Consider the following 22,224-nt stretch of genomic DNA (forward strand, 5'->3'; position numbering starts at 1 on the left):
CCGGGCACCAGGTCGGCGGCCATGCCCTCGACGGTCAGCGGCCCGGCCGGCAGCAGCGTGTGCGCCGCGTCCGCCGCCGTACCCTCGTCCGGGTAGCCGAGCACCGTCAGCGCGCGGGCGCGCGGCGCCTCCACGAGGCGGACCGTCGCCCGCGTCAGGACCCCGAGCGTGCCCTCGCTGCCGGTGAAGGCCCGCGCCACGTCGGTGTGCCGCTCGGGCAGCAGCGCGTCGAGCGCGTAGCCGGAGATGCGCCGCGGCAGGTCGGGGAAGCCTGTCCGCAGCCGCGCCAACTCGCCTCTCACCAGGGCTTCCAGGCCGTCCGCCAGGCGCGGCGGCAGTCCTCCCGGGCCCCGGCCGAGCCGGGCGCGCTCGCCCCCGTAGGTCAGCACGTCCAGCGCGCGGACGTTGTCGGCGGTGGTCCCCCAGGCGACGGAGTGGGCGCCGCACGCGTTGTTACCGATCATGCCGCCGAGCGTGCACCGCCCGTGCGTCGACGGATCGGGCCCGAACGTCAGCCCGTACGCGCCCGCCGCCGCCCGCAGCGTGTCGAGGACGACGCCCGGCTGGACGACGGCGGTGCGGACGGCCGGGTCGACGGAGACGACGGCGTTCATGTGCCGGGTGAAGTCCAGGACGACGCCCGTGCCCGTGGCCTGCCCGGCGATCGACGTGCCCCCGCCCCGGGCCACGACCGGCACCGCCCGCTCCCGGCAGACGGCGAGCACCGCCTCGACGTCGCCGGCGTCCCGGGGCGCGACGACGCCCAGCGGCACGCGCCGGTAGTTGGAGGCGTCCATGGTCATCAGCGCGCGGGCGGAGGCCCCGAAGTCGACGTCGCCGCGCACGGCGGCCCGCAGGGCCCGGAACAGATCCTCGCGATCGGTCATGATCTCAGCGTGCCCGAACTGCCGTCTCATCCGGTGGACGTATGGCCGGACCCGCGGCACCTGCGGTTAGGCTGCCCCCGTGGCTGATATCCAGATCCCCGTTGACATCAAGCCCGCCGATGGTCGCTTCGGCGCGGGCCCGTCCAAGGTGCGTACGGAGGCGCTCGGCGCCCTGGCTGCCACCGGAACCTCTCTGCTGGGCACGTCGCACCGGCAGGCCCCGGTCAAGAACCTCGTCGGCAAGGTGCGCGACGGCGTGCGGGAGCTCTTCTCCCTCCCCGACGGCTACGAGGTGATCCTCGGCAACGGCGGGTCCACCGCGTTCTGGGACGTCGCGACGCACGGGCTCATCGAGTCCCGGTCACAGCACCTGTCCTTCGGCGAGTTCTCGTCGAAGTTCGCCAAGGCCGCCAAGCTGGCGCCGTGGCTGGCCGAGCCGTCGGTGATCTCCTCCGAGCCGGGCACGCACCCGGAGCCGAAGGCCGAGGCGGGCGTCGACGTCTACGCCCTGACCCACAACGAGACCTCCACCGGTGTCGCCGCACCGGTCCGGCGCGTCGAGGGCGCCGACGCCGGCTCCCTCGTGCTGGTCGACGCCACCTCCGGCGCGGGTGGCCTGCCCGTGGACATCACCGAGAGCGACGTCTACTACTTCGCCCCGCAGAAGTCCTTCGCCGCCGACGGCGGCCTGTGGCTGGCGGTCTTCTCGCCGGCGGCCCTGGAGCGGGCGGCCCGGGTGCACGCGTCCGGACGGCACGTCCCGGAGTTCTTCTCCCTGCCGACCGCGATCGACAACTCCCTGAAGAACCAGACGTACAACACCCCCTCCCTCTCCACCCTCTTCCTGCTCAACGAGCAGCTGGAGTGGATCAACGGGCAGGGCGGCCTGGACTGGGCGGTCCGCCGCACGGCGACGTCGGCACGGACGCTGTACGGGTGGGCCGAGGCGTCGAAGTACGCGAGCCCGTTCGTCGGCGACCCGGCCAAGCGGTCCGCCGTCATCGGCACGATCGACTTCTCCGACGACGTCGACGCGGCGGCGGTGGCCAAGGTGCTGCGCGCCAACGGCATCGTCGACACCGAGCCGTACCGCAAGCTGGGCCGCAACCAGCTGCGCGTGGCGATGTTCCCGGCGATCGACCCGGCGGACGTCGAGGCGCTGACGGCCTGCGTCGACTACGTGATCGAGAAGCTGTAGGCCTGTCCGGCGGATCTTCGGCTGCGGGCCGTCCTGGCCGCGTGGCCGCCTGCGGCGGGGCGGGCCGTCTTTGCCGCCTGCGGCGGCGGGCGCCCTGCGGGCGCGTCCTCAATCGCCGGACGGGCTTGATTTGCGGCTGAGCTCAGCCGCTTTCAGCCCGTCCGGCGATTGAGGACACCGCCACGCAGCGGTGGTGCGCACGACACGCCCCGCGAGGGATCAGCTGTGCCGCAGCTGGCCCCAGGTCTCCGGTCCGACGATGCCGTCGGCCGGCAGTCCGCGCACGGTCTGGAAGCGCTCGACCGCTTCCTCCGTGCCGGTGCCGAAGACCCCGGCGGTCTCCTCGTCACCGATGCTGTGGCCCCAGAAGGACAGCAGGCACTGGGCCTCCCGGACCGCCGCGCCCTCGCTGCCCAGCCGGATGGCCGGCGGCGTGCGCCGGTTGTCGTGGTTGCACTGCACCCCCTCGATGGGCACGTCGGCCGCTGCCGCCGTGCCGGTGGTGAGGGCGGTGACGCCGGTCAGCAGGGCGCCGGCGAGCGCGGCGGATAACGCCGCGCGTTTCGCGAAGTTCATGATGCACCTCTCGGTTCGTCCGTTTTTCCGAACGAGCACGAGCCTAGGGATCAACCTCCGGGTGGGCGACGCAATTTCCCGGCCGGCCGGTCATGAGCCACCGGGTACGACGCCCGTCGGGTCACCGCCCGGCCCGCCGCCGGACCAGCCCGCGCAGGCCGAGGATCAGCGCCACCGCGACGGCGACGGCCCCGGCGCCCACGGCGAGCTCGCGGTGGTAGTCCCCGCCGGCGGCGGCGCCCTTGACCGGGGGCGCCGAGCCGTCGGCGCGGGCGTCGTCCGGCGCCTTCTCGGCGTGGTCGGGCAGCAGGTCGCCCTGCAGCCCGACGGGCTGCACCGAACTGCGCCGGCCCTCCGACCCGTACATCAGCGTCCGCCCGCCGGGCGCGAACGTGACGGACTCGCCCTGACGCTGGAGCGGCACGGCCGGGCGGCCGATCTCCTTGGGCACCCCGTCCTGCCACCGGTACTCCCGCGCGTCGAAATAGCCCCGCACGACGAGCCGGGTGCCGTCCGGGGAGAAGGCCCCGTCCGTCGCCCAGACGTCGATGTCCGCGATCCGGCGGAACGTGTTCACGCCCGACGCCGACAACTGCTGCGGCGCGGCGTAGAGGGCGCCCTTGCCGGACCGCTTCTTGCTGACGATGTAGACCCGCCCGGTCGTGGGATGCACCATCAGCGACTCGGCGTCGCGCGGCCCGTCCTCGTAGCGGACGGTGTGGCGCACGGGGGTGACGGTGGTGTCCTTGAGCGTCTTCGGCTCGGGGAAGCGGTAGATCCACACCTGCGGCCAGGTGCCGCCCAGGTTGTCGCCGATGTCCCCGACGTAGATGTTCCCGTCCGGGCCGATGGAGATGGCCTCGACGTCGCGGGGCTCGATGCCGGCGAGGGTGACGGTCGCGACCGTACGGCCGGTGCGGCTGTCGACGGCGTAGACGTACGGGCCGTCGTCACTGTCGTTGTGCGTCCAGTAGATGCCCGGGTGCGCCCGGCTGGCGGCGAGGCCGCTGGACTCCTTGATCCGTGGATCCTCGATGGTGAAGGCCGACGGCCCGGCGGCGGCCGGAGCGGCGGCGGGCAGCACGGCCAGCGCGGCGATGCCGAGGGCGGGCCCGAGGGTGCGGAGGAGCGGACGCATGGCACCAAGCGTGCCATCGCCCGGGCCGTCCGGGGACGGGACGCTCCCGACGGCCGCCCGGGCACCCGGAATATCGCTCGAATTCCCAGGTGGGCGTACGTATCGTGGCCGCGCCAGTGGTTGGCGGCGGGGTGGTGTGCCCCGGGGCGAGGGAGCGGGGACACGTGGAGCACAACGGATGGGCCGACGAGGGGTTCGGAGCCGTCGCCGACGCGTTCGGGCGCAACTTCACCGAGCGGGGTGAACTGGGCGGCGCCGTCACCGTCTTCGTCGCCGGCCGCAAGGTCGTGGACCTGTGGGGCGGCGTCGCCGACGAGCGGACGGGCCGGCCGTGGGAGGCGGAGACCGCCGTGCCGGTCATGTCCTGCGGCAAGGGCGTCGTGGCCCTGTGCGCCCACCTCCTCGCCCAGGAGGGCCGGCTGGACCTGGACGCGCCCGTGGCCCGCTACTGGCCGGAGTTCGCGCGGAACGGCAAGGCAGGCATCACCACGCGCATGGTGCTCGCCCACCGCGCGGGCGTCCCCGTCACCGACCGCACGCCGGACTTCGAGGAGGTCCTCGCCTGGGCGCCCGTGGTCCGCGCCCTGGAGGAGCAGGAACCCCTCTGGGAGCCCGGCACCGCCCACGAGTACCACGGGCACACCTACGGCTGGCTCGTCGGCGAGGTGATCCGGCGGATCACCGGCCTCACCCCCGGCGCCTACTTCCGCGAGGCCCTCGGCGACCCGCTCGGCCTGAGCACCTGGATCGGCGTACCGGAAGAAGAACTTCCGCGCCTGGCCCGGCTCGCCGAGGGCCCGGGACGGCCCACCCTGCCGGGCCCCGACACCCTGATCGGGCGGATCCTGACGATGAACGGCGTCCTGGTCTTCCCCGGCGTCGACCACCCTCACGGCTGGAACTCCCCCGCCTTCCTCGCCGCCGAGATCCCCGCGACCGGCGCGGTCTCCTCGGCGCGCGGCCTCGCCACGCTCTACGCGGCTGCCGTGACCGGCGTCGACGGCTCGGAGCCGCTGCTGACGCGGGCGACCGTCGACGACGCGCTGACGGAGCTGACGGCCGGCGCGTCGTGGTCGGGCTTCCCGGACCTCGGTACGCGCTGGGGCTCCGGATTCAAGCTGGGCACCGGCACCGACGGGGCCATGCTCGGCGCCCGCAGCTTCGGCCACGACGGGGCGGGCGGCTGCCAGCTGGGCTTCGGCGACGACGACTTCGGGGTCGGCTTCGGCTACGCCGCCAACCGGATGATGAGCCACGGCGACGCACGGGTGCGCGAGCTGGTGGCGGCGGTGCGGGAGTGCGTGAAGGGCTGAGAGCGGCCACGGCCTGCCACTCTTTCGGGTGAGCCGTACTCCCATCAGGCGTAGCGGTCACGGAGCGGGACAGCCTCGGGTCGGCGTGCGGATTTCCGGCCGCGCCGTGGGCCGACGAGCCGAGGGGGACCGTCGTGGAGGAGCAGGAGATCTATGAGCCGCCCGAGTTGGTGGAGGTCGGCGGCTTCGCGGAGCTGACCCGCGGCGTGCCCCTGCGGCTGCGCCGCGACTGGCCTCCGGACCCCTTCGCGTTCTCCGGCCCCGAGGACTGAGGCCGGCCGGCCCGTGACAGCCGAGCCGTGGTTCGCGGTCCTCCCCGACGGTGACGCGGGGATCCCGGCGGCGCGCGCGCTGCGCCCGTGGGCGACCGAGACCGTCGACCACCACTCGGGACGGCCCTGGCTGCTGGGCAGTTGGCCGGCCGGGCATGTGGTCGTGGCCGAGGCGGGGTCCTCGCGGCTGGCGGTGATCGGGCGCTGCCCGGTCAGTGCCGAGGCGCTGTCGTCGTGGCTGGGCGAGGTGCGCGGCATCGCCGAGACGGAGCGGGTGGTCTCCGGCCTGGTCGGCAGCTTCCACGTGGCCGCGTCGATCGGCCGCCGGGCCCTGGTGCGGGGCAGCGCGTCGGCGGTGCGGCGGATCTTCCACACGACGATCGGCGACACCGTGGTGGCGGCCAGCCGCGCGGACCGGCTCGCGGCCGCGACCGGCGCGGACGTCGACGAGCGGCTGCTGGCCCTCCACCTGCTGTCCGCTCCCCCGCCGCACCCGCTCGGCGACCACTGCCTGTGGCAGGGCGTCCAGGTCCTGCGGCCCGAGGACTGCCTGCTGATCGAGGCGGACGGGCGGTCCCGTACGCGGCGCTGGTGGCGGCCCCCGGAGCCGGTGCTGCCGTTGGCCGAGGGCGCGGTCGAGGTCCGCCGGGCGCTGACCGCCGCGGTGGGCACGTGCACGGCCGGCGGCGGCACGGTGAGCGCCGACCTGTCGGGCGGCATGGACTCCACCAGCCTGTGCTTCCTGGCGGCCGCCCGGGGCCCGGCCCGCCTGGTCACCTTCCGCTGGGCGGACTTCGCCCCGGAGAGCGACGCCGCCGACGCCGCCGCGCGGGCCACCGCCGCGCTGCCCGGCGCCGGGCACATCAGACCGGACCGGGCGCGAACGCCCTTGTGGTACAGCGGACTTCAGGACCCCGTCGCGTGGACCGACGAGCCGGGCGGGTGGGTCCGCGACACGGCCCGGTTCAGAGCCGTGGCCGAGCTGATGCTCGGGCGTGGATCGCGGCTGCACATGTTCGGCGGCGGGAACGAGCTGTTCACCGCCCACGCCCCCGCTCTGCACGACCTGGCCCGCAGCGACCCCGGGGCGGCCTTCGCCCGCATCCGCGCGATGCGGACCCTCCACCGCTGGCCCCTGCGCCCGCTCCTGCGCGAGCTGGCGGACCGCAGCACCTTCGCCCAGTGGCTGGCCGCCTGGGCCGAGGGCCTCACCGCGGCACCCCCGCCGCCGGCCGCCCACCGTGTCCCGTCCCTCGCCTGGGGCACGCGGGGCTCCCTGCCTCCCTGGGCGACGCCGGACGCGGTCGACGCCGTACGGAGCGTGCTGCGCGAGGCGGCCGCCGAGCAGGCCGAGCCGCTCGCACCGCAGCGCGGCCAGCACGCGGCGATCGCGTACGCCCAGGCCGGCGGCCGCGGGGCGCGCCAGTTCGACCAGGTCGGCTCCGCTATGGGGCTGGCGTACGCCGCGCCCTGCCTCGACGACGGCGTGATCCAGGCGGCGCTGTCCGTCCGGCTGCCCGAACGCCGCGCGGACGGGCGGTGCGAACCGGTGCTCGCCGAGGCGATGCGCGGGATCGTGCCCGACGCCGTCCTCGACCGCTCCACCGAGGACGACCTCACCGAGGACTTCTACACGGCCCTGCGCCGCCACCGCGCCGGCCTGCTGGAGCTGTTCGACGACTCCCTGCTCGCCCGGCTGGGCCTGGTCGACGCCGACGCGTTCCGTACGGCCCTGCTCGGCCTGCACCCCCGGCCCCACACCCTGCGCGGCCTGGACCCCACCCTGGGCTGCGAGTTGTGGCTCCGGACCCCCCGCCCCCTGGAGATGGTGGAGAAGCACCGTGACCCTCGCCCTGTGTCCTGATGTGTCCGCCACGGACACCGAGGACGGAATGGTGCTGCTGGACGAGGCCACCGGCCGGTACTGGCAGCTCAACGGCACCGCCGCGGTCATCCTGCGCGCCCTCCTCGACGGCGCCTCACCCCGGCAGACGGCGCACCGGCTCTCCGAGCGCTACCCCGCCCTCACCACCGAACGGACGACGACCGACGTGGCCTCCCTCATCCACTCCCTCTGCACGGCCCGCCTGGTGATGCCGGTATGAGCGTGCCGATGGTCCCGGCCGCCCGCGAGGCCGTCCCTCCGCACCGCCGCCCGCCGGCGCTGCTGGCCACCGCGACCGCCCGGCTGCTGGTCATGCTGCCGCCGCGCCGCATCCGCCGGGTGCTGACCCTGCTCCGGCGCGGTGCCGCCCCCGCGACGGCGGAGCAGGCACTCGCCGCCCGCCGGCGGGTCGTCGCGGTGAGCGCCCGCTGCGCGGGCGAGGGCTGCCTCCAGCGCTCCATCGCCACCGCGCTGCTGTGCCGGCTGCGCGGCGTCTGGCCGGACTGGTGCACGGGCGTACGTACGGGCCCGTTCCGCGCCCACGCCTGGGTGGAGGTGGACGGCCGCCCGGTAGGCGAACCGCACCCGGCCGGCTACTACCACCGCCTCATGGTCGTCCCGAGCCGCACCCGGGGCTGACGGGGGGCGATGTGATTCACATCTCATTGCGGCGGAGCCGCTAATTCCGCACTTCGGACGCCGTCAGGCCCCGTTCGCTCGTTATGATCATGGCGCGTTCCCGCCGTACCGTCCCGGCGGATGTGCGGTTCCGGACGAGGCGAATCCGCCGTACGACGGGCCTCCCGGAACGGGCGAAGCGGCACACCGCCGGGCTTTCCTCCGCCGCCGCGCGGAATCCGCCGCTCCCGACGTAGATCCATTTGCTGCAAACACGGGTGAACCGCCCAACCCTCGCGGACTGCCGCAAAGCGAGCATTGCCCGGTTTCAAACCGGCATATGTTCCGGCCATTGCCCCCTGTCATATTGCGACGCGTTCGCGCATGCTGTTTTCTTGCGATCAGGAAATCCGCCGCCTGGGGGGTATGGCCCAATATGGCAATTAAGATCAATCCGGCTCGCTTCAGTCAGTTCGGCTCCGCCGAAGGAAGCATCTTCTGCCTGATCACCAACCAGGAGATGATCCCGGAATTTGAAATCGTCAAGGATGCCCCCTACGCGGAGTACCGGACGATCATCCTGAAGCCGGGCGACGACTTTGAGCGGATGCTCGCCGATGAAACGGTTCCGCAGAATTCGCACTCGCTGGTCATCTCGCCGTACCGCTTCTTCGAGTCCCCGTCCGAGGAGGCGCTGGGACCGCGCCGCAAGCTGATGGGCATGGCCTGCAACTCCACGCCGGCCGGCCTCGACGTCATCAGCCACTTCATCGGCGTCATCGAGCGGACGTCGGCGCAGGAGCAGGCGGAGTTCAGCGACCGGTTCTTCGAGCTGGCCGAGTCGACGGACCACCTGGTCTACGTCGACGAGCGGCACGGCACCCGGGCCGTTCTGGACCATCTCGCCGACGGCCTGATCTGGAATCAGCAGGCCGGCCCTCTTGAATGGGGCGAACAGCAGATCGTACCCTCGGGCGAGATCAGCGTGCTGCCGATGCAGATCGTGGAATTCGACGAGTCGCTGCATCTGCCGCTCGAAGGAGATATCGCTTTCCGGGGTTTCCCGATCCTGCACAACGGAACGCCTTCTTTCCTGCGGAAGGACCAGGCCCGGCTGCAGAGCAAGCTGGCCGGACTGGAGCATGAGGCGGTGATTGCCGAGGTGCGCAAGGGAAGCATTACTTCGCTTCGCCCGCACCGGCCCGCCGGCGCTCCGGTCGCCAAGATCTTCGAGGCGATGTTCGAGATCGATTCCCGCTACACCCTGGTCTGGGAAATCGGTCACGCCCTCAATACCAGCCTGGACATCATGCCGGGCAACCACGCGATGAACGAGGTCTACGGCGGCGACCGCGGTTGCCTGCACTGGGGGCTGGGGCTCACGCCCTTCACCCAGTACCACCTCGACATCATCTCGCCCGACACCACCGTCTACACCGAGAGCGGTGAGGTGGTGCTGGGCAACAAGGGCGGCGCCCCGAGCGTGCGCATGGCCAAGGTCGCCTGAGCGACCGAGTGCCGCGCGGCCACGGCGGGAGCGCGAAATCCACGCGGACGGGAGGTGAGCTCTCATGAAGAAGACCATCAAGGTTCGCAAGAACAGCAACTACCTCGGGACCCTCCTGGGCTGAGCCCCGGACACCCGGCCCCACGATCACCAAGGGGAGGTGAGCCCTCGTGAAGAAGACCATCAAGGTCCGTAAGAACAGCAACTACCTCGGGACCCTCCTGGGCTGAGCCCTGTGGAGACCCTCGGCCCGTCGATCCCTGTCAGGAGGTGAACACCCATGAAGAAGACCATCAAGGTCCGCAAGAACAGCAACTACCTGGGCACCCTGCTGGGCTGAACTCAGGTGACAGGCTGACTCGTTGGCAGCCCTGTCGCGAGGCGGGTCGAGGTGCTGACTCGACCCGCCTCGCCGACACGCAACACATATCTGGGAGTGGTGTCGCGATGATTATCGTCCGCCCCGAGGCCTACCGCCAGTATTCGGTCGGCCGCACACACTTCACGCTCGTAGTCGAAAAGGCGATCGCCGACTCCTTCCGCCTGGAAGGCGGAAGCCGCTACGAGCAGTGCTCCACGGTCGCGGTCGAGCCCGGCCGGACGCTGGGTGACATCCTCCGCACCGACGTACCGGCCGACGGCGACGTCCTCGCGATCGCCACCGACGACGCCCTGCTGACCGCACCGGCCGTCGATGTCACCCCCGGACGCACGGTCGCCGCGATCCGCGTCGGCACCGGCCCCCTGGCGCTCGACCAGGTCGGCACACAGCTGGAGGCGCTGGAGAACACCGACCCCGACGACGTGCGGCAGCGCGCCGAGAAGCTGACCGGCGCCCTCGCCGCGTCCGGCGGGCTGCGTATCGAGGACGCGCTGACCGGCGCCGCCGCCGAGCTGACGTACGGGCGTCCCACCTGGTCGAGGTCCGACATCGGCGTCTTCGTGCCCGGCTCCGTGTGGTCCGCGCCCACCGGCCGCCTGCGGCTGGCGACCGACATCACCGGTACCGCCCTGTCCGGGCAGATCGCCGTCAAGGGCCGGCCGGTCGTACGGGCCCGCAGCGCGGGCGTCGCCCGGCGCAACGAGATCTACGAGCAGCTGGCCGGGCTGTCCCACCACCCGCTGGTGCTCACCGTCGAGAACGGCGCGGTGACCGACCTCAAGGCCGCCGCCCCGGGGTCCGGCACGGCCGCGGCGGAGCTGGAGCGGCTCTTCGCCGAGTCCGCCGACCACGCGCTGATCTCCGGCGTGGAGTTCGGCCTCGGCGTCATGACCCCGTCGCTGCCGTTCAACACCGAGGCGAATTCGGCCACCGCTGGCCGGGCCACCGCCTCCGTCCACGTGGTCCTGGGTGCCCTGCCACAGTCCCCGTACCAGCTGACGCTCGCCTGCTCGACCAGCACCGTGACGGCGCTCGGCGGCGAGGAGTCGCTCGCCGGAGCGGCCACGGACAAGGCCGGCGAGCGGCCGCGGCGCCGGATGAACCGGGTCTCCGCGGCGAGTTGCGGCTGTCACTGACCGACCCCGCGCGCCCGGCCCGGCACCCGCACCGGCCGCCCCGGCCCACACCGGCCGGCGGCGGCCCGTCTTGGTGGAGGCGCACGCCTCATGGAGCCATGGGAGTCCCCCTCGATGACCACGTCCTCTGCACCGCGCGCGGAAGCGCTGCCCCTGTGGGAACAGCGCTTCCGCGCCCCCCGCCACACCCTGCCGGCCTGGGCCAAGAGCGCGCCGGAGCGCTGTGTGTTCGTCAGCGACCTCGACGGCATCGCCCAGGTCTACTGCTGGGACCGCGCCGCCGGCACGCTCCGCCGCGTGACCGACCGCCCCGCCGGTACGCAGCAGTGCGCGATCGAGGCGTCGGGGGAGGCGGTGTGGTGGTTCGACGACGCCAAGGGAGACGAGTACGGGCAGTGGATGCGGCAGCCGTTCACCGGCGGGCCGGACGTTCCCGCCGTGTCGCTCCCCGGCTCGTACTGGCCGTCCGGCCTGGCCGTCGGCCTGGACGGGCACGCCCTGCTCGGCTGCTCCACCGAGGACGGCACGGCTGTCCACCTGGCCCTGCCCGGAGGGACCACACGGCTCCTCTACCGGCACGAGGAGCCCGCGTACGCCGTCGACCTGTCCCGGTCCCTGGACCTCGCCGTGATCGCGCACAGCGAGCGCGGCGACATGTGGGACCTCGGTGTCCGGATCCTCGCCACGGCCGACGGCACGACCGTGCTCGACCTCGACGGCGGCGAGGGCCTTCTGGAGGCGGTCGGCTTCTCGCCCGTACCGGGTGACGACCGCCTGCTGCTGCAACAGCAGCGCGACGACGACCACTGGGACGCCGTTCTCGTCGAGCCGCGCACCGGGGAGCGCACCGAACTGCGGCTGGGACTGCCCGGCGACGTGTCGGTGCAGTGGTACCAGGACGCCCGTTCCCTGCTGGTCGTCCACGACCACGAGGCCCGCTCGGCGCTATACCGCTACGACCTCGCCGACGGCCGGCTCGAAGCCCTCCCCGCGCCGTTCGGCGTCATCGACCACGCGCGTACCCGGCCCGGCGGGGACGCCTGGCTGCTGTCGTCGAGTTCCGCGCGGCCACCGGAGTTCCACGGGCTGCTGGCGGAGCCGGGGCTGCCCGTTTCCCGTCCGTCGCCGCCCGTCGCCGCCGAGGTGCGCGACCTGTGGGTGGACGGGCCCGGCGGCCGTATCCACGCCCTGCTCAACACCCCCGCCGCCGGGACCGGACCCCACCCCGCCGTCTTCCTGCTGCACGGCGGGCCCGACGAGCAGGACCAGGACTCCTTCGACCCGGTGATCGCCGCCTGGAACGACCACGGTTTCGCCGTGGTACGGGTCAACTACCGCGGCTCGACCGGCTACGGGCGCCGGTGGACCGAGGCGCTGCGCTGCCGCGTGGGCCTGACCGAACTGGAGGACGTCGCGGCGGTCCGGCGCTGGACGGTCGACCACGGCGTGGCCGACCCCCGCCGGCTGATCGTCTCCGGCTGGTCGTGGGGTGGCTACCTGACGCTGCTGGCGCTGGGCACCCAGCCCGACGACTGGGCGCTCGGCCTGGCCGGCGCCCCGGTGGCCGACTGCGCCGCGGCGCACCGTACGGCGATGGAGGACATCAAGGCCCTCGACCGCAGCCTCTTCGGCGGCTCGCCCGACGAGGTCCCCGAACGCTACCGGGACGCCTCGCCCCTCACCTATGTCGACGCCGTGCGCGCCCCGGTGTTCATCAGCGCCGGCGCCCACGACGCCCGGTGCCCCGTCGAGCAGACCCGGGACTACGCCGACCGGCTGGCCGGCCGGGGCATTCCGCACGGCCTCCACATCTACGAAGCCGGCCACAGCCTGACCGACGTGGACGAACGGGTGGCGCTCTTCCGCAGGCAACTGGAGTTCGCGAAGACCCACTTGCCGCCGGCCGCGCCCTGACGCGGCGGCCCGGCCGTGGGCCGGCCGTTCACCCGACCGAAGGAAAGGACCGACCTGTGATCGAGCCCGTACCGGACACGACCTCCCTGTACCCGAGGGACGAAGTACCGGATCCCCGGCCCTGGGGCCGCCGCGACCTGCTGCTGCGCCGCCTGCCGCCCCGCTCCTGCCACGTGCGGCCGGCTACTCGAACGCACCGTTGATCAGGGCCAGATGCGACCGAAAGGTGTAACCGGGCTCGGCGCGCCGCCGTTCCTGGAACGCCTTCCACTGGAGCTGCTCGCGCAACGAGTCCCCGGCCAGGGCCCGTTCGGCCTGGGCGCGTTCGGCCGTGACGATCCGCTCCGCGAGGGCCGTCACGTCCCCGCGGACGGCGGCCGGAACGACGAGCACTCCGTCGGAGTCGGCCACCACGAGATCCCCGTCCTCCCCCGCGACCGGCGGCAGGGAGGGCGGCTCGGTGCTGTCCGGGCCGAGCCTCGGTGAGGCGGGGCAGGGGCCGATGCTGAACACCGGGAGGCCGATGGCGGCCAGTTCGTCGGTGTCGCGGTGGCAGCCCCACACCACCACTCCCGCGATGCCGGCCTGGCGGGCCTCGATGGCGACGAGGTCCCCCACACAGGCTTCGTCCGTCCGGCCGAGGTTGTCGATGAGCAGGACCTCGCCCCCGGCGGCCGCGTCGATCCCGGCGAGGATCGACACCACCCCCTCCGTGTGCTGTACGCGGCGGAGGGGCCCGGCGCACGCCATGCCGGGCGCGGCCGCCCGGAGCGGGAGGGGTGTCAGGCGGAGGGGCACGCCCAGCCGGACGCCGGCGTCCCACAGGGCCGCGGTGGGGTGCCGGCCGTCGCCGGCGGCCCCGATCAGCTCGTCACCAGCCGGGTCAGGGCCGTCGCCGCGGCACCCAGGACGACGACCAGGAGCGTCGGCCACTTCCGCCAGACCCCGAAGGCGCCGACCGCCAGCCCGACCGCGCGGGCGTCGACGGTCAGGGACCGTCCGTCGCCGAACATCTGGGTGGCGATCAGGGCGGCCAGCAGCGTGGGAGCCATCAGCGTCACCACGCGCTGCAGGGCCGCCGGCAGTTCCTCACCGCCCAGCAGTACGGGGCCGGTGGCCTTCAGGGTCATGGAGACGGCGCCGACCAGGAGGACGGCGAGCCACAGTCCGGTCATCGTTTCCTCAGTCCCAGCAGGCAGGCGGCGGTGGCGGCGATGAGCGGGACGCCCGGCGACGCGAAGGGCACCAGGGTCAGGGCGATCGCCACACCGAGGACGGACGCGGCGAGCGCCTTGCGGCTGGTGATCTGGCCCTTGAGCAGCGCCAGGAACAGGACGGGCGAGACGACGTCGAGCCCGAACCGCTCGGGGTCGCCGAGATAGCGGGCCCCCAGCAGCCCGACCGCGGTGCCGCCGACCCAGGCGCAGTAGACGAGGACGCCCGCGCCCAGCAGCCGGCCGCGCGAATAGCGGCCGTTGCCGACGTGGCCGACGGCCCACGACTCGTCCACCACCAGTTGGGCGGAGAGGAACCGCTTGAGCACACCGCCGGTCATGGCCGGGGCCACGCTGATGCCGATCGGCAGATAACGGGAGTTGAGGAGGACGGCGGCGACGATCGCGGCCGCCACTCCGCCACCGGTGCCGAGCACCGACGCCGCGGCGAACTGGGCCGACCCGGCGAAGGTCGTCAGCGACATCACCAGCGGTGCCAGTACGCCCATGCCCGCCGCTCGGGCCACGACCCCGAAGGAGACCGCGAAGCCGAAGACGGCCACGGCCAGCGGCACCGCCGCCCGCAGTCCGTAGAGTAATTCCTCCCGAAAGCCCGCTTCGGGGGCGGCGGCCTCGGGCAGGGGAGTCGAGGACGACCGGGACAACGCCTCTTCGGGTAATGCCTCTTGTGCGTCCAACCGACGGCCTCCGCGTCCATGCGGCAACAGGAAGACGGCGCCCGCGTGCAGGGTGCGGCGGCGCCGACGATCAGCAATAGTACGGAGTCATGGTGAGGTTTACTAGTTACTCGGACGCTTCGGTGACCCTGGCCGAGGACCTGGTCAATACGCTCAATATCGTGCGTGAAGTGGAGAAACTTCCCGATGTGACGGCCTTGTCCACCCTGCTCGCCACCCACGGCATCGAGCCGGCCGCCCCCCTCTCCGAGGCCGACCTCGACGCCGCGCGCGAGCTGAGGCCCGTACTGCGCGAGGTCTTCGCCGCCCCGGACACGGCGACCGCCGTCCCCCTGCTCAACCGCGTCCTCGCCGACCATCACGCCGTCCCGCACTACACCGACCACGACGGCTCCTGGCATCTGCACGTCGCCGCGCCCGACGCCGCACCCGTCGACGCCTACGCGGTCAACGCCGCCATGGGACTGCTCGGCGTGATCACCACCGGCGGGACGGAACGCCTGCACGTGTGCGTGGGCCGCCGCTGCGCCGAGGTCTTCGTCGACACGTCCCGCAACCAGTCGCGCCGCTACTGCTCCCCCCTCATCTGCGGCAACCGCGCGAGCGCGGCCGCACACCGCGCCCGGCGCAAGCCACCCGCCGCGGTCTGACCGGGCCCGCCCCTGCGCGTACCGGACCGATGGTCGTCCCGAGCCGCCCCTGGAGCTGACCGGTTGTCAGCACCGGCCGCAGGCACGGCGTGTGGCCAGCCGGTAGACGCCTGCGGCCCGCCCCAGGGCCAGCCCGTAGAACGAGAAACCCCCGTAGGCGACGACCACCACCCACGCGGCGTGGCCACCGATCCCCGAGTCCACGACGCCGGCCCCGACGAGCACGCCCCAGACCGCCATGTAGATCCCGAAGGGCGCCAGGGCCCCCGCGCCCGTCCAGCCGAGGGCCAGCAGCGGCCACCGCGGCATCCGCCGCCCCCACGGCCGGGTCAGGGCGAGGGCGAGCACCATGCCGACGACGGCTAGGACGGCGGTGATGTCGACCCCGTGGTCGTACAGCCAGATCGCCCGGTCGTTCGCGTAGTACTCGTCGAGACCGGCGCGCTCGTTGTCGCCGGTGTAGCCCACGGTCGCGCCGAGCGCCCACGCCGTCTTGAGCGTGGCGTACGGGAGGAGCGCGGCCACCGCCACCCGGCCGGCCCGGGTGCGCCGTGCGACCGGCCCCCGCCGTGCGCGTCCACCGCAGTGCGCGCAGACGCCGCACGCGTGCCGCCGGTGGGCGAGAGCGGTGGCGGCCCACAGGGCGGCGCCGAGGGTGGCCACGCCCTCGTTCGCCCAGGCGGCCCAGTTCATCGGGGTCTGGTTCCGGGAGAAGACGTCGAGCAGGTGCGCCGGGCTGAACAGGAACCCGAACCCCGAGGCGAACGCCAGCGCGGCCACCGCCCAGGCGGCCAGGTGCGCGCCGCGCGCCCCGGGCCAGCGCGCCATGCCGTACGCGGCCGCGGCCGCCCCGGCGTACGCCCCCGCCAGTGCCCACTCCACGGCGGTGCCGCGTCCGGCGCCGCCCAGCGAGTACCCGAACGCATACCCCGGCGAGAGCGCCGCGGCCAGGGCTCCCGCCGCGTACACCACCGACCACCCGAGGGCCGCCCGCCCCGCCCACGTGGGCCAGTCGGCCCGTACCCTCATCAATCCCATGCCGCCAGCGTGTCCCGGCCAGGGGCCTCCCGGCGTCGCGCCACGGGCGTATCCGCTTCCGCCGGACGGCTGATGGCGCGTGCGACACAGGGCTGACCTCGACACACCGAGCGCCCGGACCTCCTGCGGCCCTTCTGTCGCGCGGTGCACGCTCGTACCACCAGGCATCGGCGCGGGCGGAAGGAAACGAGGGGCCATGTTCACCCACACCAAGGCATTCAGCGGCTTCGCCGTGGACGACATCGAGCGGGCCAAGGACTTCTACCACCGGACGCTCGGCCTCCGGGTGACCGAGGAGCACGGGCTGCTGACCCTGCACATCACGGGCGGCACGGAGATCCTCGTCTACCCCAAGGCCGACCACACCCCGGCGACCTTCACCATCCTCAACTTCCCCGTCGACGACATCGACCGGGCCGTGGACGAGCTGGCCGGGCGCGGCGTCCGCTTCGAGCGGTACGAAGCGTTCGCGCAGGACGAGAAGGGCGTCTTCCGGGAGGAGGGGCCGGCCATCGCCTGGTTCACGGATCCGGCCGGGAACGTGCTGTCCGTCCTCCAGGAGAGGTAGGGAGGGACGCGGGAGGCGGGAGGGATAATCTGAGCGCCATGCGGATCCTGTTCGTCGGCGACTCGATGACCATCGGTAGCGCCGGTGACCACACATGGCGCTACCGCATGTGGCAGCACCTCAACGCCTCCTACGGCGGCCCGTACAGGATCGTCGGGCCGCGCCGGGAGCTGTACGACCCGTCGAGCGACAGCCCCGCCTCCCTCGACTACGGCGATCCCGCCTTCCCCGAGCGCGCCCGCGCGCACCTGGCGGGCTGGGGCGAGGGCTGGCTGCACATGGCACCGCTGATCGGCGACGCCGTACGGGCCGGGAAGGCCGACACGCTGCTGGTCTCGCTCGGCCTCATCGACCTCGGCTTCTACACCGACGCCGAGCAGACCGCCGAGAACGTCCGCCGCTTCCTCGCCGAGGCCCGCGAGGCCAATCCGCGCGTACGGGCCGTCCTGCTGCCCGTCATCGCGAACATCAAGGCGCTCAACGACCCTGACTTCGCCGCCGAGTGCGAGCGTTTCAACGACCTGCTGGCCAAGGCGGTCGCCGACCTCGACCGGCCCGGCTCCCCCCTGCTGCTGGCCTCCCGGCCCGAGCGCTGGGACATCGACAGCCACACCTACGACGGCACGCACCCCAACGCGGCCGGCGAGCACCTCATAGCCGCCGCGTTCGCCGACGCGATGCACCAGGCGTGGGACGTCGCAGATATGTACGAGCCAGCCTCCCCCTGACGCGCCGGGCCGAGGGGCCAGCCTTGATTCGAGTGCGCTCCAAGGCGTTGGCTGGGCGACTATGGAGTACACGCAGCTCGGACGCACGGGGCTCAAGGTCAGCCGGATCGTACTGGGAACGATGAACTTCGGGCCGCAGACCGACGAGACCGACAGCCACACCATCATGGACGCCGCCCTGGACGCGGGCGTCAATTTCTTCGACACCGCCAACGTCTACGGCTGGGGCGAGAACAAGGGCCGCACCGAGTCGATCATCGGCAGCTGGTTCGCGCGCGGCGGCGGGCGCCGCGAGAAGGTCGTCCTCGCCACCAAGGTGTTCGGCGGGATGAACCCCGACGACGGCGAGCCCTGGCCGAACCACGACCGCCTCTCCGCCGTCAACATCCGCCGCGCCGTCGACGCCAGCCTCAAGCGGCTGCGCACCGACCACATCGACCTCTACCAGTTCCACCACGTGGACCGCACGACGCCGTGGGAGGAGATCTGGCAGGCCGTCGACGTCCTGGTCCAGCAGGGCAAGATCCTCTACGCGGGTTCCTCCAACCACGCCGGCTGGCACATCGCCCAGGCCAACGAGACGGCGCGCCGCCGCGGCTCGCTGGGGCTGGTCAGCGAGCAGTGCCTGTACAACCTCGCCGAACGGCGCGCGGAGATGGAGGTCGTCCCGGCCGCGCGGGCGTACGGGCTCGGCGTCATCCCCTGGTCCCCGCTGCACGGCGGCCTGCTCGGCGGTGTCATCCGCAAGGAGCGGGAGGGCGGCAGCGCCCGCGCCGCGTCCGGGCGGTCGGCGGAGGCGCTCGCGAACTCCGCGGTCCGTGAGCAGGTCCAGGCGTACGAGGACCTCCTCGACAAGCACGGCCTGGAGCCCGGCGAGGTGGCGCTGGCCTGGCTGCTGACCCGGCCCGGGGTGACCGGGCCGATCGTCGGGCCGCGCACCACCGACCAGCTCGGCTCCGCGCTCCGTGCCGTCGAGCTGAAGCTGACCGGGGAACTGCTGACGGAGCTGGACGCGATCTTCCCGGGTCCGGGGCCGTCGCCGGAGGCGTTCGCCTGGTAGACGGACCCGCCCACCCAGGGCCCTTCGTCGCCGGGAACGGCGGAGGAGGGCCCTCAGGAGCCGTCGTGCGTCTTCATGCTCTTGAGAAAGGTGTGGGTCTCGGCAGCGAGGTTTCGCATCTCCTCACCGGCCGCGTGCACGGTGGTGGTCTCGAAGTGCCATTCCTCAGATGGTGGCCGGTCGTGGATACCCCAGGTCAGATGGACGTAGCCGCCGGAGCGATGCTCCGCGGAGAGGGTCAGATCGTGCTCCAGGGAGCGCCAGGTGCGCGCTCCCTCCCAGCCCCGGAAGTCGTCGGCCAGTGAGTACAGGAAGGTGTCGAGGCCGTCGCCGTCCCAGGTCCGCACCCGGGTCTCGATGCTCACCCGTTGCCCACGCGCCATCACGAGGAAGTCGAGCATCGGGTCGTCCCCGAACGGTCGTGACGGCTCGGAGAACAGCAGGTGGACAGGGCGCGGTCCAGAGTCTCCCACCCGGACCGTGGGACTGCCGGAGTCGTCGAAATCGATCACGCGAGCAGGTTAGAAGATCAGGCTGGGTGGCCCGACGTCGTTTTCTGGTGGCCGACAGTGGAGTGCTGGAGTGCCCGGCAATGGCCAGCACGGACAACTCACGGTGGAGACGCACAACGGCTTCTCAGCCCTGCTCCGGCACCGTACGCGCGGGCGGGGCCGGGCGCCGCGCGTCACTTCACCGCCGACACCACGGCGACGACGACGAGCATCACGGCGAGCACACCGGTCATGATCCGGTTCCTGGTCTTGGGGTCCACCCCTTGAGCGTAACCGCCGGGTCCGCGCGCTCAGCCGCCGAGCCCCCAGGAGGCCACCGTCTCGTAGCGCGGCCGCTCGCCGGGCACGCCCGAGGCGGGCAGCCTGCTGCGGACGAGCGAGAGGCGGTCCACGGCCCAGGGCGTGCCCGAGAAGTCCGCGAGGCGCTCCTCGTACGGGCGCAGGTGCACCGGGCCCGCCGCGCGGGCGAGCGTGAGGTGCGCGCGGAAGGGGCGCTTGCCGTCGGCCTCGACGCCGGCCCGGCGGGCGCCGGCCGCCGTCGAGCGGGCGAGGTCGCGCAGGGCGATCCGGTCGCCCTCGGCGCCGACCCACAGGATCCGGTCGTCGAAGCGGCCGACCCCGGCGAACCGCAGCTCGTGCGGAGCGTGCCGGTGCGCCGCACGGTCCAGGCGCTCGGTGAGCGCGGGCAGCAGGGCCTCGTCGACCTCACCGAGGAAGGCGAGCGTGAAGTGCCAGCTCGCGGGCTCGGTCCAGCGCAGCCGCTCCGCTCCGGGGAGGGAGCGCAGGGGGGCGATGGCGGTGGCGAGCTCGGCGACGGCGGCGTCGGGAGGGATGACGGCGGCGAAGAGTCGCATGCGCACAGTGTCGCGCAACAGGGCCCCGGGAACGCGGGACGGACCGCTGCCGGCCCGTCCCGCGATCGAGGACACACGAACCCGCGGCTACGCCGCCACCGTCACCTCGGTCTCCGGCCGGACCCGCGGCACGAACGCCACGTGCGGGTGGCCGCGCCGCAGGTCGATCCTCAGGCGCAGGTCGCCCACGCGCGCCAGCACCAGGCCGACCCCGAGGGCCGCCAGCAGGGAGACGACGCCGCCCGCGAGGAAGCCGACCCGGGCGCCGTAGGCGTCGGTGACGTAGCCGACGAGGGGTGCGCCGAGCGGGGTGCCGCCGACGAAGACCATCATGAACAGGCTCATCACCCGGCCCCGCATCGCGGGATCCGTGGCGAGCTGGAGACCGGAGTTGGCGGTGACGTTGATCGTCAGGCCGGCCATCCCGATCGGCGCCAGCAGCGCCGCGAAGACCCAGAACTGGGGCGCGAGCGCGGCGGCGACCTCCAGGACGCCGAAGAGCACGGCGGCGCCGACCAGCATCCGCATCCGCGAGGTGCCGCGCCGGGCGGCGAGCAGGGCGCCCACCAGGGAGCCGGCCGCCATCAGGGTGTTGAGCAGGCCGTACGTACCGGCTCCGGCGTGGAAGACGTCGTTGACGAAGGCCGTCAGCCAGATCGGGAAGTTGAACCCGAAGGTGCCGATGAACCCGACGAGAACGATGGGCCAGATCAGGTCCGGGCGCCCGGCGACGTAGCGCAGGCCCTCGCGGAGCTGGCCCTTGCCGCGCGGTGCGCGCTCGACCTTGTGGAGCTCGCCCGTGCGCATCAGCAGCAGGGCGCCGATGGGCGCGACGAAGGAGAGGCCGTTGAGCAGGAAGGCCCAGCCGCTGCCCACGGCGGTGATCAGGACACCGGCGACGGCGGGCCCGACGAGGCGGGCGGACTGGAAGTTGGCGGAGTTCAGGCTGACGGCGTTGCGCAGGTCCGCGGGGCCGACCATCTCGACGACGAACGCCTGGCGGACGGGGTTGTCGACGACCGTGACCAGGCCGAGGACGAGCGCGATGAGGTAGACGTGCCAGACCGCGACGTGTCCGGAGAGGGTGAGCACCGCCAGCGCCAGGCCGGTGAGGCCCATCGCCGCCTGGGTGAGGAGCAGCAGCCGCCGCTTGGGGTAGCGGTCGGCGATGACGCCGCCGTAGAGCCCGAGGAGCAGCATGGGCAGGAACTGCAGGGCCGTGGTGATGCCGACGGCCGCGGAGGAACCGGTGAGGCTGAGGACCAGCCAGTCCTGGGCGATGCGCTGCATCCACGTGCCGGTGTTGGAGACCACCTGGCCGGTGGCGAAGAGCCGGTAGTTCCGGTTCCGGAGTGAGCTGAAGGTGCCGCCCTTGGGCTGGGGCAGGGCGGTGGTGCGGGTGTCGTCGGGGGTGTTCGGTGCGGGTGCGGAGTCTGCTCCGGGTCCCGTACTCAAAGTGGGTTCGCCTCCTCACTTGTGTGGGTGTTACAGGTGCGCGAGCTTCTCCAGTACGGGTGCGGCGGCGCGCAGCGTCGCCCACTCGTCCTCGTCGAGCCGCCCGACCAGTTCGGTGAGCCAGACATTGCGCTTGCGCCGGCTCTCCTCGAGCATGGCCTCGGCCCGCTCGGTCTGGGTGACCACCTTCTGGCGGCGGTCCTCGGGGTGCGGTTCCAGCCGGACCAGGCCCTTGGCTTCGAGCAGGGCGACGATGCGGGTCATCGACGGGGGCTGCACGTGCTCCTTGCGGGCGAGCTCGCCGGGGGTGGCGTGGCCACAGCGGGCGAGGGTGCCCAGCACCGACATCTCGGTGGGGCTGAGCGACTCGTCGACACGCTGGTGCTTGAGCCGCCGCGACAGACGCATGACACCGGATCGCAGGGAGTCCACTGCGGCGGTGCTGTCTTGAGGGTCAGGGTCCGACATGTTCCTTAGGTTAACTCATTACCCGCGCTAAATAAAGCCGGTATGCGGGGGCACGGGAGGGGGCACGGGAGCACCGTCGCGCATCACCGTGCGCACGGCCCGTGCGCACGGGCCCACCACGTGGGGGCGCACGAAAGGGCGGCCGGGTGCATT

At 72.9% G+C, this 22,224-nt stretch carries 24 protein-coding genes; 13 read left to right on the top strand and 11 right to left on the bottom strand.

The features are described 5' to 3' along the window. On the bottom strand, positions 1-887 hold an 887-nt coding region (locus J7E86_RS27980), incomplete at its 3' end, for an FAD-binding oxidoreductase (protein WP_215085522.1). A 79-nt stretch (positions 888-966) separates the two neighbouring features. Between J7E86_RS27980 and serC the strand changes: the two genes are divergently transcribed. Beyond that, a complete protein-coding gene (gene serC / locus J7E86_RS27985; RefSeq protein WP_215085524.1) occupies positions 967-2,085 on the top strand; it encodes a phosphoserine transaminase in 1,119 nt (372 codons plus the stop codon). A gap of 219 nt (positions 2,086-2,304) precedes the next feature. On the opposite strand, the gene J7E86_RS27990 is transcribed toward serC, so the two are convergent. Both J7E86_RS27990 and J7E86_RS27995 read right to left on the bottom strand, forming a co-directional pair. Then, the gene (locus tag J7E86_RS27990; RefSeq protein WP_215085526.1) at positions 2,305-2,661 is read right to left on the bottom strand and encodes a peptidoglycan-binding protein; all 357 of its coding nucleotides are present in this window, start codon (positions 2,659-2,661) and stop codon (positions 2,305-2,307) included. Positions 2,662-2,782: 121 nt separating this feature from the next. Then, entirely contained in the window at positions 2,783-3,799 is a 1,017-nt protein-coding gene (locus J7E86_RS27995) for a hypothetical protein (RefSeq protein ID WP_215085528.1), read from the bottom strand. Between the two features lie 164 nt (positions 3,800-3,963). Here J7E86_RS27995 and J7E86_RS28000 point away from each other — a divergent pair, with 164 nt between their 5' ends. From J7E86_RS28000 to J7E86_RS28035, 8 genes are all read left to right on the top strand, one after another. Beyond that, entirely contained in the window at positions 3,964-5,112 is a 1,149-nt protein-coding gene (locus J7E86_RS28000) for a serine hydrolase (protein WP_215085530.1), read from the top strand. Between the two features lie 134 nt (positions 5,113-5,246). Then, on the top strand, positions 5,247-5,384 hold the full coding sequence (locus J7E86_RS28005; protein ID WP_215085532.1) for a lasso RiPP family leader peptide-containing protein: 138 nt from the start codon (positions 5,247-5,249) through the stop codon (positions 5,382-5,384). Positions 5,385-5,397: 13 nt separating this feature from the next. Beyond that, complete coding sequence (locus tag J7E86_RS28010; protein ID WP_215085535.1) at positions 5,398-7,248, top strand: asparagine synthase-related protein; 1,851 nt, start codon at positions 5,398-5,400, stop codon at positions 7,246-7,248. Beyond that, complete coding sequence (locus tag J7E86_RS28015; RefSeq protein WP_308312754.1) at positions 7,226-7,489, top strand: lasso peptide biosynthesis PqqD family chaperone; 264 nt, start codon at positions 7,226-7,228, stop codon at positions 7,487-7,489. The genes J7E86_RS28010 and J7E86_RS28015 overlap by 23 nt, the downstream gene beginning before the upstream one ends. Beyond that, the gene (locus tag J7E86_RS28020; protein WP_215085537.1) at positions 7,486-7,908 is read left to right on the top strand and encodes a lasso peptide biosynthesis B2 protein; all 423 of its coding nucleotides are present in this window, start codon (positions 7,486-7,488) and stop codon (positions 7,906-7,908) included. The genes J7E86_RS28015 and J7E86_RS28020 overlap by 4 nt, the downstream gene beginning before the upstream one ends. A 415-nt stretch (positions 7,909-8,323) precedes the next feature. After that, entirely contained in the window at positions 8,324-9,394 is a 1,071-nt protein-coding gene (locus J7E86_RS28025) for a hypothetical protein (protein WP_215085539.1), read from the top strand. Between the two features lie 447 nt (positions 9,395-9,841). Beyond that, a complete protein-coding gene (locus tag J7E86_RS28030) occupies positions 9,842-10,912 on the top strand; it encodes a hypothetical protein (protein ID WP_215085541.1) in 1,071 nt (356 codons plus the stop codon). Between the two features lie 114 nt (positions 10,913-11,026). Beyond that, positions 11,027-12,826, top strand: a complete 1,800-nt coding sequence (locus J7E86_RS28035) for a prolyl oligopeptidase family serine peptidase (protein WP_215085543.1) — start codon at positions 11,027-11,029, stop codon at positions 12,824-12,826. Between the two features lie 183 nt (positions 12,827-13,009). Here J7E86_RS28035 and J7E86_RS28040 read toward each other — a convergent pair whose 3' ends face one another. The 3 genes from J7E86_RS28040 to J7E86_RS28050 are packed head-to-tail and all read right to left on the bottom strand — an operon-like array spanning position 13,010 to position 14,738. Beyond that, the gene (locus tag J7E86_RS28040; protein WP_308312755.1) at positions 13,010-13,759 is read right to left on the bottom strand and encodes an RraA family protein; all 750 of its coding nucleotides are present in this window, start codon (positions 13,757-13,759) and stop codon (positions 13,010-13,012) included. Further along, the gene (locus tag J7E86_RS28045) at positions 13,690-14,001 is read right to left on the bottom strand and encodes an AzlD domain-containing protein (protein ID WP_215085545.1); all 312 of its coding nucleotides are present in this window, start codon (positions 13,999-14,001) and stop codon (positions 13,690-13,692) included. The genes J7E86_RS28040 and J7E86_RS28045 overlap by 70 nt, the downstream gene beginning before the upstream one ends. Beyond that, on the bottom strand, positions 13,998-14,738 hold the full coding sequence (locus tag J7E86_RS28050; RefSeq protein ID WP_215085547.1) for an AzlC family ABC transporter permease: 741 nt from the start codon (positions 14,736-14,738) through the stop codon (positions 13,998-14,000). Before J7E86_RS28050 ends, J7E86_RS28045 begins: the two co-directional genes overlap by 4 nt. Before the next feature lie 89 nt (positions 14,739-14,827). Between J7E86_RS28050 and J7E86_RS28055 the strand changes: the two genes are divergently transcribed. Beyond that, a complete protein-coding gene (locus tag J7E86_RS28055) occupies positions 14,828-15,388 on the top strand; it encodes a CGNR zinc finger domain-containing protein (protein WP_215085549.1) in 561 nt (186 codons plus the stop codon). 66 nt (positions 15,389-15,454) lie between these two features. Here J7E86_RS28055 and J7E86_RS28060 read toward each other — a convergent pair whose 3' ends face one another. Continuing rightward, entirely contained in the window at positions 15,455-16,426 is a 972-nt protein-coding gene (locus J7E86_RS28060) for a hypothetical protein (protein ID WP_215085551.1), read from the bottom strand. Positions 16,427-16,622: 196 nt separating this feature from the next. On the opposite strand from J7E86_RS28060, the gene J7E86_RS28065 reads away from it, so the two are divergent. From J7E86_RS28065 to J7E86_RS28075, 3 genes are all read left to right on the top strand, one after another. Next, positions 16,623-16,994 carry a VOC family protein gene (locus J7E86_RS28065; RefSeq protein ID WP_215085553.1) on the top strand — a complete coding sequence of 124 codons (372 nt, stop codon included), beginning with the start codon at positions 16,623-16,625 and terminating at the stop codon, positions 16,992-16,994. Positions 16,995-17,032: 38 nt separating this feature from the next. Further along, positions 17,033-17,722, top strand: a complete 690-nt coding sequence (locus tag J7E86_RS28070; protein ID WP_215085555.1) for a GDSL-type esterase/lipase family protein — start codon at positions 17,033-17,035, stop codon at positions 17,720-17,722. 61 nt (positions 17,723-17,783) lie between these two features. Continuing rightward, positions 17,784-18,782, top strand: a complete 999-nt coding sequence (locus J7E86_RS28075) for an aldo/keto reductase (protein WP_215085557.1) — start codon at positions 17,784-17,786, stop codon at positions 18,780-18,782. 53 nt (positions 18,783-18,835) lie between these two features. Here the strand turns inward: J7E86_RS28075 and J7E86_RS28080 are convergent, their stop codons facing one another. The 4 genes from J7E86_RS28080 to J7E86_RS28095 form a co-directional block, all read right to left on the bottom strand. Beyond that, positions 18,836-19,294 carry a DUF6228 family protein gene (locus J7E86_RS28080; protein WP_215085559.1) on the bottom strand — a complete coding sequence of 153 codons (459 nt, stop codon included), beginning with the start codon at positions 19,292-19,294 and terminating at the stop codon, positions 18,836-18,838. A gap of 290 nt (positions 19,295-19,584) precedes the next feature. Next, complete coding sequence (gene thpR / locus J7E86_RS28085) at positions 19,585-20,148, bottom strand: RNA 2',3'-cyclic phosphodiesterase (protein WP_215085561.1); 564 nt, start codon at positions 20,146-20,148, stop codon at positions 19,585-19,587. A gap of 87 nt (positions 20,149-20,235) precedes the next feature. Then, complete coding sequence (locus J7E86_RS28090) at positions 20,236-21,603, bottom strand: MFS transporter (protein ID WP_215085563.1); 1,368 nt, start codon at positions 21,601-21,603, stop codon at positions 20,236-20,238. A gap of 30 nt (positions 21,604-21,633) precedes the next feature. Further along, entirely contained in the window at positions 21,634-22,071 is a 438-nt protein-coding gene (locus J7E86_RS28095) for a MarR family winged helix-turn-helix transcriptional regulator (protein WP_215085565.1), read from the bottom strand. Between the last annotated feature and the right edge of the window lie 153 nt (positions 22,072-22,224).

The organism is Streptomyces sp. ISL-11, from assembly GCF_018614525.1.
GTDB lineage: Bacteria > Actinomycetota > Actinomycetes > Streptomycetales > Streptomycetaceae > Streptomyces.